Source organism: Streptomyces sp. NPDC033966 (assembly GCF_055575955.1).
Window position 1 is genome coordinate 378,701 of record NZ_JBVIRQ010000005.1, and the last position, 16,482, is coordinate 395,182.

At 73.9% G+C, this 16,482-nt stretch carries 15 protein-coding genes and 1 pseudogene; 6 read left to right on the plus strand and 10 right to left on the minus strand.

Annotation, left to right across the window (positions count from 1 at the left end; all coding sequences use genetic code 11):
* The first annotated feature begins 24 nt into the window (after positions 1-24).
* The 3 genes from ACZ518_RS16990 to ACZ518_RS17000 all read left to right on the plus strand — a co-directional run bounded on the left by ACZ518_RS16990 (position 25) and on the right by ACZ518_RS17000 (position 3,443).
* Positions 25-1,080: a cytochrome P450 gene (locus ACZ518_RS16990; protein ID WP_469113814.1), complete on the plus strand. Its 1,056-nt coding sequence runs from the start codon at positions 25-27 to the stop codon at positions 1,078-1,080.
* Complete coding sequence (locus ACZ518_RS16995) at positions 1,077-2,126, plus strand: JmjC domain-containing protein (RefSeq protein WP_469113815.1); 1,050 nt, start codon at positions 1,077-1,079, stop codon at positions 2,124-2,126. The genes ACZ518_RS16990 and ACZ518_RS16995 overlap by 4 nt, the downstream gene beginning before the upstream one ends.
* Before the next feature lie 84 nt (positions 2,127-2,210).
* Positions 2,211-3,443, plus strand: a complete 1,233-nt coding sequence (locus ACZ518_RS17000) for a serine hydrolase domain-containing protein (RefSeq protein ID WP_469113816.1) — start codon at positions 2,211-2,213, stop codon at positions 3,441-3,443.
* Between the two features lie 177 nt (positions 3,444-3,620).
* Here the strand turns inward: ACZ518_RS17000 and ACZ518_RS17005 are convergent, their stop codons facing one another.
* From ACZ518_RS17005 to ACZ518_RS17015, 3 genes and pseudogenes are all read right to left on the minus strand, one after another.
* Entirely contained in the window at positions 3,621-5,480 is a 1,860-nt protein-coding gene (locus ACZ518_RS17005) for a hypothetical protein (protein ID WP_469113817.1), read from the minus strand.
* 130 nt (positions 5,481-5,610) lie between these two features.
* Positions 5,611-5,835: a hypothetical protein gene (locus ACZ518_RS17010; protein ID WP_469113818.1), complete on the minus strand. Its 225-nt coding sequence runs from the start codon at positions 5,833-5,835 to the stop codon at positions 5,611-5,613.
* A 117-nt stretch (positions 5,836-5,952) separates the two neighbouring features.
* Positions 5,953-6,057 (minus strand): annotated as a pseudogene (locus ACZ518_RS17015) (NrdH-redoxin); the annotation flags it as partial.
* 202 nt (positions 6,058-6,259) lie between these two features.
* Here ACZ518_RS17015 and ACZ518_RS17020 point away from each other — a divergent pair.
* On the plus strand, positions 6,260-7,462 hold the full coding sequence (locus ACZ518_RS17020; RefSeq protein WP_469113819.1) for a DUF1266 domain-containing protein: 1,203 nt from the start codon (positions 6,260-6,262) through the stop codon (positions 7,460-7,462).
* A 78-nt stretch (positions 7,463-7,540) separates the two neighbouring features.
* On the plus strand, positions 7,541-7,960 hold the full coding sequence (locus ACZ518_RS17025) for a PPOX class F420-dependent oxidoreductase (protein ID WP_469113820.1): 420 nt from the start codon (positions 7,541-7,543) through the stop codon (positions 7,958-7,960).
* Here the strand turns inward: ACZ518_RS17025 and ACZ518_RS17030 are convergent.
* Both ACZ518_RS17030 and ACZ518_RS17035 read right to left on the minus strand, forming a co-directional pair.
* Positions 7,957-9,375 carry a DHA2 family efflux MFS transporter permease subunit gene (locus tag ACZ518_RS17030; RefSeq protein WP_469113821.1) on the minus strand — a complete coding sequence of 473 codons (1,419 nt, stop codon included), beginning with the start codon at positions 9,373-9,375 and terminating at the stop codon, positions 7,957-7,959. The genes ACZ518_RS17025 and ACZ518_RS17030 overlap by 4 nt on opposite strands.
* A 14-nt stretch (positions 9,376-9,389) precedes the next feature.
* The gene (locus tag ACZ518_RS17035; protein ID WP_469113822.1) at positions 9,390-10,004 is read right to left on the minus strand and encodes an NADPH-dependent FMN reductase; all 615 of its coding nucleotides are present in this window, start codon (positions 10,002-10,004) and stop codon (positions 9,390-9,392) included.
* 113 nt (positions 10,005-10,117) lie between these two features.
* On the opposite strand from ACZ518_RS17035, the gene ACZ518_RS17040 reads away from it, so the two are divergent.
* A complete protein-coding gene (locus tag ACZ518_RS17040; RefSeq protein ID WP_469113823.1) occupies positions 10,118-10,819 on the plus strand; it encodes a TetR/AcrR family transcriptional regulator in 702 nt (233 codons plus the stop codon).
* Between the two features lie 21 nt (positions 10,820-10,840).
* On the opposite strand, the gene ACZ518_RS17045 is transcribed toward ACZ518_RS17040, so the two are convergent.
* The 5 genes from ACZ518_RS17045 to pdhA form a co-directional block, all read right to left on the minus strand.
* Complete coding sequence (locus tag ACZ518_RS17045; RefSeq protein WP_469113824.1) at positions 10,841-11,605, minus strand: hypothetical protein; 765 nt, start codon at positions 11,603-11,605, stop codon at positions 10,841-10,843.
* Positions 11,606-11,623: 18 nt separating this feature from the next.
* Positions 11,624-12,562, minus strand: coding sequence for a GNAT family N-acetyltransferase (locus tag ACZ518_RS17050; protein WP_469113825.1), 939 nt, complete (start codon positions 12,560-12,562; stop codon positions 11,624-11,626).
* A 144-nt stretch (positions 12,563-12,706) separates the two neighbouring features.
* Positions 12,707-14,221: a dihydrolipoamide acetyltransferase family protein gene (locus ACZ518_RS17055; protein ID WP_469113826.1), complete on the minus strand. Its 1,515-nt coding sequence runs from the start codon at positions 14,219-14,221 to the stop codon at positions 12,707-12,709.
* Between the two features lie 13 nt (positions 14,222-14,234).
* On the minus strand, positions 14,235-15,215 hold the full coding sequence (locus ACZ518_RS17060) for an alpha-ketoacid dehydrogenase subunit beta (protein ID WP_469113827.1): 981 nt from the start codon (positions 15,213-15,215) through the stop codon (positions 14,235-14,237).
* A complete protein-coding gene (pdhA, locus tag ACZ518_RS17065) occupies positions 15,215-16,423 on the minus strand; it encodes a pyruvate dehydrogenase (acetyl-transferring) E1 component subunit alpha (RefSeq protein ID WP_469113828.1) in 1,209 nt (402 codons plus the stop codon). The genes ACZ518_RS17060 and pdhA overlap by 1 nt, the downstream gene beginning before the upstream one ends.
* Positions 16,424-16,482: the final 59 nt, after the last annotated feature.

Genomic DNA, 16,482 nt, shown 5'->3' on the forward strand with positions numbered 1-16,482 from the left:
CCTTCTCCCGGAGGCAGGATCCCCATGGCAGAAACGGCCCCGAAGCCGGCGGGCGGCCATCGCGTCGTCTACGCCCCGCGCATCCAGGACCTGCTGGCCAGGAAGGAAACGGTCTTCCGGATCGACGCGGCCACGGTCGGCGTCTGTGACCCCGCCCTGATGGCCGAAGTCGTCGCGGCCCGCCCCGTCCTGTCGGCGGAACGTTCCGTCTACAAGCCCGCCGCGGGCGCCGACATCCCCCACGACAGCGCGACGCGGACGATCCGCGCCCTGGGCCAGGACGTCATGGCCGCCATCCGCAACCCGCCGCCCCCGGCGCGCGGGCTTGCGGGCGCCTGGCCGTACGCGGCCACCTCCTACCTGCGCCGGTGGCTCTTCGCCTCCGACCCCCTGCCGATCTCCCTGCTGTCGAAGCGCGGCGTCACCGGCTCCGACGCCCTCTCGCGGCTCGTCGACCGCGCCGTCACCGTCTGGCCGGGCTCGGACCCCCGGGGCACGGCCGGCGCGCTGGCCGGGCAGATCCGCGACGCGCACGGCGCCCACGAACGGAAGCAGGCCATCGCCCTGTACCGGCGGGCGAGCGCCACCCTCTGCGACGGCGTGGCCGCCCTGGCCGGCAACGCCCTGTGGCTCATGGGGCCGGCCCGGGAGCAGCGGGCGGCCCGCCCCGGCCTCACCCCGTTCCTGTGGGAGACGCTGCGGCTGCTCCCGCCCGCCTGGATGCTGTGGCGCAAGGGCGGGGACGCGTACACCGCACTGCATCCGGAGATCCGGGCCGAGGACGACGTCGCGCTCTTCCCGCTGCTGATGCACCGCCACCCCGACTTCTGGTCCGACCCGCTGGAGTTCCAGCCGGAGCGGTGGGCGGGCGTCGCGGATCCGGAGAAGACCCCCGCGTTCATGCCGTTCGGCTTCGACGGCGCCCGCTGCTGGGCCAAACACCTGGTCGTGCCGCTGGCCGAACGCCTGCTGGAGGTCGCCTTCGAGAACCGGATCTCGCTGCGCACCCCGGGCGGGGAGACGCACGTCCCCCTGCGCTCCCTGCTCTCCGTCCGGTTCGAAGCGGAAACCGGGGCATGACCGCCCCCGGCGGCGACACCGACGACACCGACGACACGACCAGGGGACACACCATGGAATCGCCCACGCTGGCCGGCTGGGTCGGCGACGTCGCGAGCTTCGCCGAACGCCGGTGGCAGCGCGAGCCGGCCGTCTTCACACCCTCGTCGCCCGCCCCGCCGTTCGACCTCGACGAGCTGGACGCCGCCTTCGACTCGGGCCTGCTGCGCACCCCCTACCTGGAGATGGTCCGCTCCAACAAGGTCGTCGTGCCGCCCGACGCCTACACCGTCTCCCGGGTGGTCAACGGCATCACGTACACCGGCTTCGCCGACCGTGCGAAGGTCGTCGCCCAGCTGCGCGCCGGGGCGACGCTGCTGCTGCGCTGCGTCGACCAGTGGCACCGCCCGACGGGCGATCTGGTGGCACGGCTGTCCGAGGAGCTCGACCGGCGGGTGGAGGCGTTCTTCTTCGTCACGCCCGTCGGCGGCCAGGGCCTCGCGGTGCACCGCGACGACGCCGACGTGTTCGTCCTCCAGGTGGCGGGGAGCAAGACCTGGTACGTGCACGACGCGCCGACGGTGGCGGACTGGCAGCCCGGCGAGCTCCCGGACGACGAGTACTCCCCCCGGCTCCTGCACAGCGTCCTCGAACCCGGCGCCGTGCTCTACGTCCCGCGCGGCTTCGCGCACCGGGCGGTGGGCGCCGCCGGGCTGTCCGCGCACCTGTCGCTGACCATCCGCGACGTCGGTCTCCAGGACCTGCGGACCGCCCTGGAGAAGCTGCTGACCGAGGGGCTGGACCTGCCGGCCCGCCCGCTGGGCGAGGCGGCGATCACCGAAGCCTGCGCCGCCCTCCTGGGGCGCGCCCGGACGGTGCTCGACACGGCCGGACCGGATGACCTGCGGCTCGCCGCGCGGGCCGCACGGGCGCGACGGCCGGCCGAGCCCGCGCCGCCGCTCGCGGAGACGGCCCGGACCTGGGACGCCGCCGCCCGGCCCGGCCTGACCTCCGTCGGCCGCACCTGGCGCAGGCTGCGCGACGCGGCCCGCACCGCCGGCCCCTGAGGCCCGCCGGGCGGCCCCGGGGGTGCGGACCTACGCTGGGTGGGCCTTGTCCTTCGCTCCTCGGGGACGACAGGAGGCCGCGCCATGACGCCGACCGCCCGTATCCGGCTGCGCCGGGCCTGCACGGCCGTGGCCGCCGCCGGGGTACTCCTCGCCCCGGCCGCCGCCGGTCCCGCGCACGGGGCGCCCGCCCCGGCCCGCGCCGCCGCGGCGGCCCCCTCCCCCGACACGGGCGGGGACTTCCCGCAGCTCACCCCCGAGGTGGCCGCGAAGCTCGACAAGGCCGTCCAGGACACCCTGCGCGAGGCGAAGGTGCCGGGCGTGATCGTGGGGCTGTGGGCCCCGGGCAAGGGCAGCTACGTGAAGACGTTCGGCGTGGCCGACAAGGAGACCGGCGCCCGGATGCGCACGGACTTCTACACCCGCATCGGCAGCCAGACCAAGACCTTCACGGTCACCGCCCTGCTCCGCCTCGTCGACCAGGGCAAGGCGGGCCTGGACGACCCCATCGGCAGGTACGTCTCCGGCGTCCCGAACGGCGACCGCATCACCCTGCGCGAGCTGGCCGGGATGCGCAGCGGTCTGTTCAACTACAGCGAGGACGACGCCTTCGACAAGGCGCTCACCACGGCCGGTACGCGGCCCTTCACCCCGCAGCAGCTGCTCGCCTACTCGTTCAAGCACCCGGTGAACTTCGCGCCGAACGCCGAGTTCGAGTACTCCAACACCAACCTGATCCTGCTGGGCCTGGTCATCGAGAAGATCACCGGACAGCCCCTCCAGCAGGTCCTGAAGCAGCAGGTCATAGACCCGGCGGGGCTGCACCACACCCTCTTCCCCACCAACGCGGCCTTCCCCTCCCCGCACGCCCAGGGCTACACCGACCAGTCGGCGTCCGGCGGCATCGTGAACGCCACCGACTGGGACCCCTCGTGGGCCTGGGCGGCCGGTGCGATGATCTCGGACCTGGAGGACCTGCGCAGCTGGGCCAGGACCCTCGCCACCGGCACCCTCCTGAAGCCCGCGACCCAGGCGGAGCGCCTGAAGACCACCTCGGTCGGCATCCCGGGCGCCGGCTACGGCCTGGGCCTGTTCGACGTCCAGGGCTGGATCGGCCACAACGGCTCGCTCCCGGGCTACGAAAGCCTCGGCGTGTACCTGCCGGAGGAACGGGCGACCCTGGTGGTCATCCTGAACACCGACGCCCTGCACGACGGCCAGGAGCCCAGCACCCTCTTCGGCGAGGCCATCACGGAGATCGTCACCCCGGACCACGTCTACCCGGGCCACAAGCCGACCTCTCCGAGGCACGGCTGAGGCCGGTCCTGTCCGGGGGGAGGGGAGGGGGGTGGGATCGGGGACCGTCATAGGTCCCGAGCCGGCTGCCGGGGACCCTTTGTACCCACCCCCCCTGACCGCGGACCTCTGGGGTTCTCCGACCGGCCTCTGTCCCAACGGGCAAGCTAACAGGGGCCACTGACAACACCCCCGGGCTCAGGACGCCCGGTAGCCGGCGAGCACCTGCTCGGCGATCCGGGTCAGGCCGTGGTCGAGCCGACGGAAGTACGTGGCCCTGCTCAGGTGCAGGCGGTTCGCCACGCCCACGTGGTCGGCCCGGCGGCGCAGGTAGTAGGCGTCCAGGATCCGGCCCGCCTGGGCGGTGGGCGGGTCGCCGGAGGTGATCAGCACCCCGATCGCGTCGACCAGCGCCGCCCGCAGCTCCTTCGGTGCCGGGAACTCGGGCGAGGCCAGCAGCGCGCTCCGGGCGAGGCGGAGAGGATCGTGGAGGTTCTCCAGCGCCTTGCGGACCTCCGCCACGCACCACCGGAGGTCCGGTGGGACGGATCCCCCGGCCAGCCCGGTGGCGGCTATGCGGCCGAGCCATGCGGCCAGCCCGCCCGGGGTGGTGAGGGCCAGCTCGTGGATCTCCGCGTGCTGCCCGCCGTCGGACGGCTCGTGGCGGGCCGTTCCGACGAAGCCGAAGCCGAGCCTGCGGACCAGCAGCTGGTAGTCGGGCGAAGGTGTCGCGACCACCATGCGCCGCTGCTCTATCCCATCGGCCAGGATCCGGCGCAGCAGCGCCGAGTGCGCGTCCGGGTGTCCGTCCTCGCACGCCGCCATCCCGATGAACGTCCCGCCGGACCCGACGGCCAGCCGGTCGGTGTGCTGGCGGGTCACCGGCTCGATCACGGCCGCCGAACGGTCGGTGAGCAGCGGGGTGTAACTCATGCCCACCGGCCGGCCGTCCGGGTCGCACACCACGCGGAAGCCGTCGGGGGTGTGGCGGAGCCAGCCGTCGAGCAGCCGTCCGGTACGGGCGGTGCTGTGTCCGCCGCGGCGCGCCCACTGGTCGGCGAGCCCGGCGATCCACTCGTGGTCGTCGGGCCGTGCCCGCCGTACGGCGGGCACGTTCGGGGCGGGCGGGAACAGCGTCCGCCGGACGACCGGGTCGTCGGTGAGGTAGAGCGAATGCTCCGCGAGCGCCTGGCGGCGTCCGTCGTCGGTGGTCGCGGCCAGCAGGCGGAGGTTGCGGGAGGCGGCCCGCGTGATCGCGGCGCGGTGCGCCACGGGCCGGCGCCATCGGTGCCGGAGGTCGAGGAGGGTCCGGAACGGCTCGACCACCGCCGGACCGCACTCGGTGGCCGTGATCAGCGCGAGGTCGGTGAGCGCGGCGAACCAGTCGGGTCCGTCCGGTGGCCGGACCAGCTCGGACAGCAGTTCCTCGTCCCCCCGGCCCACCGCGGCCAGCGCGTCCAGTACGTCGGACAGGTGCCGGTCCAGCGGAACGTCCGCGAGGAGCTCGCGCAGCGCCCGGTCGGCTACGGCTCCCGGCACGTCCGGCGGTGTCGGCGCGAGCAGTGCCCGGCTCAGCCCGCCCGCCACCAGCGGCAGCCCGCCGGCCAGATCCACCACCAGGTCGAGGCCGGCCGTCACGCCGAGTGCGACCGCCAGACCGCGGACCTCCGCGTCCGTCCACCGGGGTACGGGCACGGTGGACGTGCCGGGTAACGGGCGCGTGCTCGCCAGGACGACGTGCGTCCGTGTCCCGGACCGGCGGAGTTCGCTCCGCAGGACCCCCATGGAACCGGGCTCGTCGGCGTCGTCGACGTACACGACGGGATGTGCGCCCTCGTGCGCACCGCGCAGGGCGGTTCCCGGGTCGTCGCCCCGGGCGCTGAGGACCGGCCGCCCGTCGGCGAGTTGGCCCAGGACGGTGCTCTTCCCGGACCCGAGGGGTCCGAAGAGGCTGATGACGAGGGGCCGTTCCGCCCCCGCGAGGAGCGCCGTCACCTCGTCCCGGACGGCCTTCTGCCCGGAATTGGCTAACGCGGGCTCGGACGGTGCTCTTTCCACGTCGGGATCCCCCCACCCTCTGGTCACCGTTTGGCAGACGATGATAGGGCCGGGGCCGCCGCTGAAGAGGGCGTTCCGATCACTCCGGGAGACCCTGGGGCCTCCCGGAGCGACGCGTCAGCCGCGGATGTCACTCACCGCAGATGACCACGTGCACCACGGTGCCGTCGGAGTAGATGATGTACCCGCCGTACCGGCAGTCGGAGGCCAGAGCCGCCGTCCGCGCGGCACTCGCGTCGGACACCAGCGTGACCTTCTCGGACTTCTCGGCCGGCCCGGTCGCCGCCGAAGCCGGAACCGCCGCGAACAGCATCGCGCCCAGCCCCAGCGCTCCCCCGACCAGTGCGGTACGCATCCCTCGCATCATGATTTCCCCTCACTATCCCTCTGCCCCCTGACGTCAGAGGTGGACACCACTGACGTTACGAGCGGGACGATCGCGCGGAGTCTCACGAAGGTCTCAACCGGCGGCTCAGCCGGCGAGGGCCTGCCGCACCTGGGCGAGCGAGGGGTTGGCCGTGACCGATCCGGCGCCCGAGGCGGAGACGACGCGGACCGTGGGAACGGTCTCGTTGCCGTCCTCGTCGACCGGGCCGTCCGTCCGCTTGCTGTCCCGGACCGCCACTGTGCCGGGCACGCGGTGTCCGGCGAGGAGCGGTACGGGCGCGGGCTGCGGATCGTGGAGGCCGTGGCCCAGCGGTGGGGGGCGTCACAGCGAGTGGTCGCGAAGACCGTGTGGGCCGAGTGCGCGCTCCCGGGGCCCGTATAAGGTCCCCCGTATGGATGGCTGGACGGCGCCGAGTGCGATCGAGAGGGAGTTGTACGAGGCCAAGCGGCGCGGGGACTGGCCGGGCTACCTCGACGCCCTGGCGCGTGCCGAGCTGTTCCTGCCCCAGGCCCGCGCCGACGTCGACGCCGATCCCCGCGCGGCCCGCTTCCACCCCGGCCCCGCCGGCCTCGCCGTCTACACCCGGGGCATGCTCCCGGCCCCCGGCCCGGACACCGTGTTCCTGCGCCAGAGCCTCGCCTGGTTCGCGAACGCCTGGGACCACCGGGACCCCGCCCACCTCGCCGTGAACCCCGGCACGCCCGCCGAGGCGTACCTCACCACCACCCCCGCGGACCGCGCCCGCTGGCGCGCCCACTGGGACGCCGCCCCCTCCTGGGGCCTCACCCCCGGCGCGCTGCACGCCCTGCACACCGGCGGGCCGCTGCACGGCCCCGTCGCGCACGGGCTGGCCGTCGGGACCCACCTCGCGGTCTCCAACGGGGAGTTCTGGAACTCCCTCGCCCACCACGGCAACGGCTACGCCCACGAACGCGACCGGCTGCGCAGGTCCTGGGGCGTCACGGACACCGCCGGCTGGTTCGAGGTGCTCCAGCGGATGCTGAACGCCGAGATCGTCAGCCCCGTATGGGAGTACGCGCTGCGCGTGCGCCGGCTGCTGTCCTCCGAATTCGCCGGGCCGGTCGAGGTGGAGCACTGGCGCGACGCCGCCGAGGCGAGCCTGCGGCACGGCGCCGAGAAGGCGGCCGAGCCGCAGCTCACCCCCGACGGGGTGACCGTCGCCGCCCCGCGTCCCCTGGCGGAGGTCGAGGGGGAGATCGCCGGGGTGCGGCGGCTCATCGGCCGGATAGCCCGCTACGAGCAGCGCTTCCGGGCCGACGGGCTGCTCCCCGAGGACGGCTGGGTGCGCTCGGTGCACGCCTGGGACCTCGGCCGCGCCTCGCAGATGGCCCGCTGGGGGGTCGCCGCCCGCTACGGGACCCTGGAGGACGCCGAGCGGGCCGTGCTCCGCGCGAGCGCGTCGGCCCGGGGGGCGTACCGCTCGTGGGAGGAGTTCTCCGCCGGGTACTCGCTGGGGCGCTGCCTGCACTTCGACGAGGAGGAGTTCGGGCGCTGGTACGGGTCCTCGCTCGCCACCCACCTGACCCTCACCACCGACCCGGCCTCCCCGTACCGGAACATCCCCTGGGAGTGAGAGGGGACTTCGGGTAGTACGGCCCGGCCGCCGGAAACACGGATGAGTTCGCAGGCCGGTCCCACTACCTTCGGCGGTATGACGATTGCGCTGAACGATGCCGTACGGCGGCTGCTCGACTCCCCCCACCCGGCGGTGCTCTCCACCCTCAACCCCGACGGCAGTCCGCAGAGTTCGGTGGTCTGGGTGTCCCGGGAGGGTGACGACCTGCTCGTCTCCACCGAGCGCGGCCGCCGCAAGGAGCGGAACATCGCCCGCGACGAGCGGGTCGGCCTCACCGTCTTCGACCTCGCCAACCCCTACCTCTACGCCGAGATCCGCGGCACCGCCACCGTCACCGAGGACACCGGCCGGGCCGTCGCCGTCCGGATCGCCGAGGAGTACCTCGGCCCGGGTGGCGGCAAGGAGTACCAGGACGCCTCCGACGGGGCGGTGCGCGTGGTCGTGCGCATCACCCCGTCCAAGGTGCTCGGCAACGCCGCGAAGGCGAAGGACTAGCGCCGCCCGGGCAGCCGCAGGGCCGGGATCGCGGCCAGGGCCAGGAGTACCGCCGCGGCTCCGTAGGCGAGGCGGAAGCCCGCCGGGCCCACGCCCACCCCGCCGAGGAGGACGGACAGCAGGGCCGTGCCGACCGAGGCCCACAGCTGGGAGTTGATGCTCAGGGCGGTGCTCGCCGCGGCCATGCGCCCGCCGGGCAGCTCACGGCTGGCGGTGGTCATCGTCGGCATCAGCACCATCCCGGCGCCGACGCCCATGACCAGTCCCGCGCCGACCACCAGCCAGACCGGCACCCCCTCGGTGCCGGTCAGCAGGGCGGTGGCCGCCATGCCGAGGGCCCCCACCAGCGCCCCGGCCGGGATCAGCCGGCGCGGGGAGACCTTGTCCACGCGCCGGGAGGCGATCTGCATGGTCACGCCGACGGCGAGCCCGGCGGGGGCGACGAGGAGGCCGGCCGCGCTCGCGCTCAGACCGCGCGCCTGCTGGAAGTACACCGGGCCCAGCAGCATCGACCCGAAGTAGCCGCAGGTGAAGAAGGCGAGGGTGGCGATGCCGGCGGCGAAGGTGCGGTCGCGCAGCAGCCGCAGGTCCAGCAGCGGTTCGCGCACCTTGAGGGCACGCCGTACGAAGGCGGCGGCGAGGGCCGCTCCGGCCAGCGTGGGCAGCAGCGCGCCGGGAGCGGTGAAGTCGCCGCCCTCGCCGCCCCGGGACAGTCCGAACAGCAGCAGGGCCAGGCCGGGCGAGAGCATCAGCAGCCCGGGAACGTCCAGCCGGGGCGCCGACGCCGGGTCGGCGGGGGCGTCGGGCACGAGGAGCTTCGCCGCGAGCGCCAGGGCGGCCGCTCCGACGGGCAGGTTGACCAGGAAGATCCACTGCCAGGAGGCGGAGTCCACGAGCCAGCCGCCGAGCATCGGGCCGGCGACCGGGCCCACCAGGATCGGCAGTCCCAGCAGGGCCATCGCCCGTCCCATCCGGGCCCGGTCTGCGTTCCGCATGACCATGGTCATGCCCACCGGCATCAGCAGGCCTCCGCCCAGCCCCTGGACGGCCCGGAAGGCGATCAGGCTGCCCGCGTTCCAGGCGCAGGCGGCGAGCAGGGAGCCCAGGGTGAAGAGGACGAGGGCGGTCAGGTAGGTGCGCTTGGCGCCGATCCGGCCCATGGCCCAGGCCGCCGCCGGGATGACGGCGGCGAGCGCGAGGGTGTAGGCGGTGGCGGTCCACTGGATGGTCTCCAGCGGGGCGTGGAAGGCCTCGGAGAGCCGGCCGAGGGCCACGTTGACGATCGTCATGTCGAGGACGGCCATCACCGAGCCGGTGATGACGACGGCGATCGTCTTCCCCAAGGCCCCCGGGCCGGCGGGCGCTGCCTCGCGGGGTGCCGCGGAGGCGGAGGCGGAGGCGGGTGCGGTGGTCATGGCGTCCGGTTCCCTCAGCCCTCGTAGGGCCGGGTCGCGCGCGCCGTCCGCAGCGCCCGCCCCCACCAGTCCAGCTGGCCGATCATGTTCTTGGCGGCGCTCTCGGTGACGGCCGCGTCGCGCGGGGCGCCGTCCTGTCCGAGCCCGGACCACGGGCCGTGCAGGCTCACGGAGTCCCGTACGGTCACGGCGTGCAGCTCGGCGAAGACCAGCCGGAGCTGCTCCACGGCGCGCAGGCCGCCGCCGACCCCTCCGTACGAGACGAAGCCGACGGGCTTGGCCAGCCACTGCGGCCGGTGCCAGTCGATGAGGTTCTTCAGTACGGCCGGGAAGCTGTGGTTGTACTCGGGGGTGACGAAGACGAACGCGTCGGCGGCGGCCAGGCGCGGGCTGACGTCCGCGAGCGCGGCGGCGGCCGCCGGGTCCGGGGTGCCGCCCCAGTCGGGCATGGCCAGCGGGAGCGGTACGTCGGCGAGGTCGATGACGTCGAAGTCGAGGCCGGTGTGGTGGCCCGCCGCGGCGCTCAGGAACCAGTCGGTGACGGCGGGGCCCCGGCGGCCCTCGCGGACGCTGCCGATGACGACGGCCACGCGCAGCGGCTCGTCCAGGACTGTTTCGTTGGCAGACATGATGATCCCCCTTGGACAGCGGACCGGCCGCCCGGTGCGACCTCCGCTCCGGTAAACTACAACGGGCGTTGTAGAAACTGCAACGCCCGTTGTAAAAAATTGAGGAGGCTGGTGTGGACGGCAGCAACGGCACCCGGGCATCGGACACCCGGGCAGCAGAGGTACAGCCCGAGATCCCGCCGCGGAAGCTGGCGAAGCGGATCGCCCTGGCAAAAGCGGCCTGCGGGGTATTCGGCCGCGAGGGGTACGCGCGCGCCTCCGTCGACGCGCTCGCGGAGGCCGCGGGCGTCTCCACCCGGACGCTCTACAACCACTTCCCGGGCGGCAAGGCGGAGCTCTTCGCGACCGTCGTCACCTGGACCTCGGGGGAGGTCCGCGACACCCACATCGCCAAGGTGCGCGCCCTGTTCGACCCCGAGCGCCCGCCCCACCCGGACAACCTGGAACGCGATCTGACGGCCCTCGCCCGCGCGCTGGTCCGCGTGATGTTCGAGCACTCCGACCACTTCGCGCTGGTCCGGCACATCCACGCCGAGGTCAACCACGTGCCGGCCGAGGTGCTGGAGGCGTGGAAGGAGGCCGGGCCGCGGCCCGTCGCCCGCGCCCTCGCCGAGGCCATGGAGGGGCTCGCCGCCGCCGGGCTGATCGACGTGCACGGTGACGCGGAACTGGCGGGCGTCCACTTCACGGCACTGACCGCGCACCAGATCGTGCAGCAGTCCCACTACGGCTTGCTGCCCCTGCCCGAGGAGGAGACCGAACGGCTCCTCACCGGCGGGGTGGCCGCATTCACGCGCGCCTACCGGGCCGGATGACGACCCTGCCCCGGAGCGTGCCTAGGGCAGCCCTGGACGCACCCGCGACCAGGCGTCCAGCGCCACCGCCAGCGGGTCGCCGTCCACCAGGTACGGCCGGGCCGCGCCCGTCCGCCGCAGCAGGTTCTTGAGGTGGCGCAGGTGCACGATCTGCGCGCGCGGCAGCTCCCGCCAGACGCGCGCGCGTGCGGCCGCCTCCGCCGGGGTGAGGTCCACCAGCGCGAGCGCCTCCCGGCACAGGGCGGCCGGATCACCGCCGCGCCCGGGTCCGAACTCCCGGATCAGGTAGCCGCGTACGAAGGCCAGCTCGATCCCCCGGACCAGGTCGGACGCGCCCTCCGCCGCCGCGCAGCGGTACGCCGCCGCCACCGCCAGCCGGCCCCAGCGCAGCCGCGCCGCGTCCGGCAGCAGGTCGTCCTGCATCCCGCCCACCGCGAGGCCGCGCAGGGTGCGCGGGTGCGGCTCGTCCGTCAGCGGCGGCCCGGTGGCCAGCCAGGCCTCCAGCTCCGCCAGGCCGTGCCCGTCCGGGGGTACGCGGGTCAGCAGCTGGCCCCGGCTCAGCAGCGCGACGACGGCGCCCGCGAGGCGGACCCGCGCGGTGTGGCCGGCGCCGAAGGACGCGGCGCCGCGGCCGTGGCGCTCTATCCCGCGCAGCCAGAGCCTCGACTCCCCGGCCGCGTACGCCTGTCCGGCCCGTGCCGTCCCGCCGACGCACCGCACGAGGCACACCCCGCCGGTGACGTCGGCCTGTTCCACGCGATACACCTGCAACTCGGCGAACGGCATGGCCGGGAGGCTACCGCCTCAGCTGCCGGGCGGGGTCTCCAGGACGAGACGGATCTCGGTGACCTCGTAGCCGGCCCGGTCGAAGGCGGCGGCCATCGGGCGGTTCACGGTGTCGGTGGTCGCCGTGATCCGCTCGGCGCCCTCGCCGGCGTGGAAGCGGGTGATCTCGGCGAGGACCTCGTCGATCAGGCCCTTGCCGCGCTGCTCGGGGACGACGCCGAGGTAGCCGACGTTGCGGTGGTAGGGGGTCGCGGAGGGGATGGCCAGCCCGGCGAGGGTGCCGTCGGGGAGGTGGGCCAGGCGCCACCAGGAGCGCTCGCCGGGGCAGTCGCGGTAGAACGCGAAGTCCTCGCGGGCGAACTCCTCCTCGGTCATGCTGCGCAGCTCGTCCTGGGTGTTCAGGTCGAGGCTGCCGCGCGAGAGCCGGGCGAAGGCGTCGAGGAACTCCTCGTCGGTGCCCTCGCGGAAGACGAGCCTGCCGGTCGGCTCCGCCGTCCCGGCGGCCGGCGTCCACTCGTAGCGCAGCCGCTCGATCTCCCGCGTCAGACCGGCCCGGTGCGCGGCCTCCTGCCGCCAGGCCACCGCCGCGGCCAGGTCCGGGCGGGCCCGCCAGTCGCGGGGCAGGGAGACGTTGTAGCCCGGGCGCTTGCCGAAGGCGGAGTGGCCGGCCTCCAGCAGGGCGGCGGCCAGGCCGGCCGGGTCGGCGACCCCGGCGCGGACCTGGAGGCAGTCGAGGGCGACGGGCCGCTCGCTGTCGGCGCGTCCCCACCACAGGGCGCGGGCCAGGACCCGGCCGTCCGCGTCCTCGGCGGACCAGGTCCACTCGGGGCGCATCCGGTTCGCCGCGAACTCCTCGCGGATCCGGTCGGGGGTCAGGGCGGCGACGGGGCCGTCGGCCGGGTGGGCCAGGGCGCGGTCGAGGTCTGCGGGGTCTGCGGTGGCAGCGCGAAATCTCATCCGCCCGATGATCACATCGGGCCTCGCCCTTGACCAGGGGATTTCCTCACGGACGGGGCCGGAGGAACGCCCGATGGCCGGTCCCGCGGAGGAGGGACCGGCCATCGGGGGGTTCGCTGCCCGGGTCTCACACCCGGGGCTCCGCTACGACCAGGTGATCAGCCGGCGCGGGTGCTCCAGTACCGCCGCGATGTCCGCGAGGAACTTGGAACCGAGCTCACCGTCGATGAGGCGGTGGTCGAACGACAGGGCCAGGGTGGTGACCTGGCGCGGCTTCACCTTGCCCTTGTGGACCCACGGCTGGAGCTTGATCGCACCGACCGCGAGGATCGCGGACTCGCCGGGGTTCAGGATGGGCGTACCCGTGTCGACGCCGAAGACGCCGACGTTGGTGATGGTGAGGGTGCCGTTCTGCATGTCGGCCGGGGAGGTCTTGCCCTCGCGGGCCGTGGCGACCAGCTCGGACAGGCCCGTCGACAGCTCGGCCAGGCTCTTGGCGTGGGCGTCCTTGATGTTCGGGACGATCAGGCCGCGCGGGGTGGCCGCCGCGATCCCCAGGTTGACGTAGTGCTTGAGCACGATCTCCTGGGCCGCCTCGTCCCAGGAGGCGTTGACCTCCGGGTTGCGGCGGACGGCGATGAGGACGGCCTTGGCGATCAGGAGGAGCGGGTTGATCCGCAGGCCCGCGAGGTCCGGGTCCTCCTTGAGCTCCTGGACCAGCTTCATCGTGCGCGTCACGTCGAGGGTGATGAACTCCGTGACGTGCGGCGCGGTGAACGCGGAGCCGACCATGGCCTGCGCGGTGACCTTGCGGACACCCTTGACCGGGATACGGGTCTCCCGCGCACCCGCCGCGGACGCCGGCGCGGACGGCGCCGCGGCCGGGGCCGGTACGGACACCGGTGCGGGCGCGGCCGCCGGGGCCGGGGCCTGGACGGGGGCCTGGGGGGCGAGCGCGGCCGCGGCGGCGGCGTGCACGTCCTCCCGGGTCACGACCCCGCCGTCACCGGTGGGGACCACCGCGGCCAGGTCGATGCCGAGGTCCTTGGCGAGCTTGCGCACGGGCGGCTTGGCCAGCGGCCGCTCGCCGGTGGCCACGCCGTTGCCGTTGGCGTACGCGGTGCCGTTCTGCGCCGCGGGAGCGGGCGCGGGCACCACGGCCGCGACCGGCGCGGCCGGGGCCGGGACGGCCGCCACCGGGGCCGCGACGGCGGCCGCGGGGGCCTTGCGCGGGCGGCGCTTGGTGGAGGCCTGGGAGACCCCGTAGCCCACCAGCACGGGCTGGCGGCCCTCGGGCGCCGGCTCCTCGGCCGGAGCGCCGGACGCGCCGGACGCGCCGGACGCGCCGGCAGCCTCCGAGCCCGCCGGGGCGGCAGCGGCGGCCTCCGCCGGGGCCTCGGCCCCGGCTCCGCCGGAGGCACCGGTCTCCACGGAGATGATGACCTGGCCGACGTCGACCGTCACGCCCTCCTCGAAGAGCAGCGCGTGCACCACCCCGTCGAAGGGGATCGGCAGCTCCACGGCCGCCTTCGCGGTCTCCACCTCGCAGACGACCTGCCCGTCGGTGACCGTGTCACCCGGCTGGACGTACCACTTGAGGATCTCGGCCTCGGTCAGGCCCTCGCCCACGTCGGGCATCTTGAATTCGCGGATCGTCATCGCGCTGATCTCCTCAGTACGCCAGCGAGCGGTCGACGGCGTCGAGCACCCTGTCCAGGCCCGGCAGGTACTCGTCCTCCAGGCGGGCCGGCGGGTACGGGGCGTGGAAGCCGCCGACGCGCAGCACCGGCGCCTCCAGGTGGTAGAAGCACCGCTCCGTGATGCGGGCGGCGATCTCCGAGCCGGTACCGAGGAAGACCGGCGCCTCGTGGACCACGACCAGACGGCGGGTCCTCTCCACCGACGCCTGGATCCCGTCGAAGTCGATCGGGGACATCGAGCGCAGGTCGATGACCTCCACCGACTTGCCCTCCTCGGCGGCCGCGGCGGCGGCCTCCAGGCAGACCTTCACCATCGGGCCGTACGCGGCCAGGGTGAGGTCCGTGCCGGAGCGGAGGACGCGCGACTTGTGCAGCTCGCCCGGGATGGCCTCGGTGTCGACCTCGCCCTTGTCCCAGTAGCGGCGCTTCGGCTCGAAGAAGATCACCGGGTCGTCGCTGAGGATCGCCTGCTGGAGCATCCAGTAGGCGTCGCTGGCGTTCGACGGGGAGACCACCTTCAGGCCCGGCACGTGCGCGAAGAGCGTCTCGGGGGACTCGCTGTGGTGCTCGACGGCGCCGATCGCGCCGCCGTACGGGATGCGCACGACGACCGGCATCTTGATCTTGCCGAGGGCGCGGGCGTGCATCTTCGCGAGCTGCGTGACGATCTGGTCGTACGCGGGGAAGACGAACCCGTCGAACTGGATCTCCACGACCGGCCGGTAGCCGCGCAGGGCCAGGCCGATGGCGGTGCCGACGATGCCGGACTCGGCGAGCGGGGTGTCGATGACCCGCTCCTCGCCGAAGTCCTTCTGGAGCCCGTCGGTGATGCGGAAGACACCGCCCAGCTTGCCGACGTCCTCGCCCATGATCAGGACCTTGGGGTCCGTCTCCAGGGCCTTGCGGAGCGACTCGTTGAGCGCCTTCGCGATCGACATCTTCTCGACAGCCATCAGTGACCCTCCTCGAAGGACGCGAGGTAGGCGGCGAACTGGGCTCGCTCCTCGTCGACGAGCGCGTGCCCGTCCGCGTAGACGTTCTCGAAGATCGCCATGGTGTCGGGGTCGGGCATGGCGCGCACGACCTCGCGCACCCGCTTGCCCAGGGCCTCGCTCTCGGTCTCCAGCTCCTCGAAGAACGCCTCGTCGGCGCCGCCGGAAGCCAGCAGGTGGGCCTTCAGGCGCAGGATCGGGTCCTTCGCCTCCCAGGCCGCCGTCTCCTCGTCGAGCCGGTACTTGGTCGGGTCGTCGGAGGTGGTGTGGGCGCCCATGCGGTACGTGAACGCCTCGATCAGGGCCGGGCCCTCGCCGCGGCGGGCGCGGTCCAGCGCCCAGCGGGTGACCGCGAGGCAGGCCAGTACGTCGTTGCCGTCGACGCGGATGCCCGGGAAGCCGAAGCCCTGCGCGCGCTGGTAGAGCGGCACGCGCATCTGGCGCTCGGTCGGCTCGGAGATCGCCCACTGGTTGTTCTGGCAGAAGAACACCACGGGGGAGTTGTAGACGGCGGAGAAGTTGAAGGCCTCCATCACGTCGCCCTGGCTGGACGCGCCGTCGCCGAAGTACGCGATCACGGCCGAGTCGGCGCCGTCCTTGGCCACGCCCATGGCGTAGCCGGTGGCGTGCAGCGTCTGCGAGCCGATGACGATCGTGTACAGGTGGAAGTTGTTGGTGTTCGGGTCCCATCCGCCGTGGTTCACACCGCGGAACATGCCGAGCAGGTTCGTCGGGTCGACGCCGCGGCACCAGGCCACGCCGTGTTCCCGGTAGGTCGGGAAGACGTAGTCGTCGTCGCGAAGCGCCCGGCCGGAGCCGATCTGCGCGGCCTCCTGGCCCAGCAGCGAGGCCCACAGGCCCAGCTCGCCCTGGCGCTGGAGCGCGGTCGCCTCGCCGTCGAAGCGGCGGGTGAGGACCATGTCGCGGTACAGCGCCCGCAGGTCCTCGGTGGTGATGTCCGCGACGAAGGGCGCGAATTCCGCGACGTCGGGGTTGCCCTCGACCTCGACCCTTTCACCCTCGGGCGTCAGCAGTTGTACGAGCTGAGGCTCGGCGTCGTGCGGCTGTGCGGTGGCAGCGGCGGTCTTGCGGGCGCTCGCCGCGCCGGCCGCCCGCTTGGTGCCGCTGCTGCGTCGCGGCTTGCGCGCGGCAGTGCTCTCCACGGTCACGTGTGCTCCTCCGTCGGTCCGGCACCCGGGTTCTCCGGGGACCAGTGCGGCTCACCTGT

Excerpts from the sequence above, each read along its gene's own strand:
- ACZ518_RS16995 (WP_469113815.1), top strand. The coding sequence starts at position 1,077 with ATGACCGCCCCCGGCGGCGACACCGACGACACCGACGACACGACCAGG.
- ACZ518_RS17045 (WP_469113824.1), bottom strand. The coding sequence starts at position 11,605 with ATGCCGTTCGCCGAGTTGCAGGTGTATCGCGTGGAACAGGCCGACGTC.
- ACZ518_RS17010 (WP_469113818.1), bottom strand. The coding sequence starts at position 5,835 with ATGCGTACCGCACTGGTCGGGGGAGCGCTGGGGCTGGGCGCGATGCTG.
- ACZ518_RS17020 (WP_469113819.1), top strand. The coding sequence starts at position 6,260 with ATGGATGGCTGGACGGCGCCGAGTGCGATCGAGAGGGAGTTGTACGAG.
- ACZ518_RS16990 (WP_469113814.1), top strand. The coding sequence starts at position 25 with ATGGCAGAAACGGCCCCGAAGCCGGCGGGCGGCCATCGCGTCGTCTAC.
- ACZ518_RS17025 (WP_469113820.1), top strand. The coding sequence starts at position 7,541 with ATGACGATTGCGCTGAACGATGCCGTACGGCGGCTGCTCGACTCCCCC.
- ACZ518_RS17030 (WP_469113821.1), bottom strand. The coding sequence starts at position 9,375 with ATGACCACCGCACCCGCCTCCGCCTCCGCCTCCGCGGCACCCCGCGAG.
- ACZ518_RS17055 (WP_469113826.1), bottom strand. The coding sequence starts at position 14,221 with ATGACGATCCGCGAATTCAAGATGCCCGACGTGGGCGAGGGCCTGACC.
- ACZ518_RS17035 (WP_469113822.1), bottom strand. The coding sequence starts at position 10,004 with ATGTCTGCCAACGAAACAGTCCTGGACGAGCCGCTGCGCGTGGCCGTC.
- ACZ518_RS17050 (WP_469113825.1), bottom strand. The coding sequence starts at position 12,562 with ATGAGATTTCGCGCTGCCACCGCAGACCCCGCAGACCTCGACCGCGCC.
- ACZ518_RS17060 (WP_469113827.1), bottom strand. The coding sequence starts at position 15,215 with ATGGCTGTCGAGAAGATGTCGATCGCGAAGGCGCTCAACGAGTCGCTC.
- ACZ518_RS17000 (WP_469113816.1), top strand. The coding sequence starts at position 2,211 with ATGACGCCGACCGCCCGTATCCGGCTGCGCCGGGCCTGCACGGCCGTG.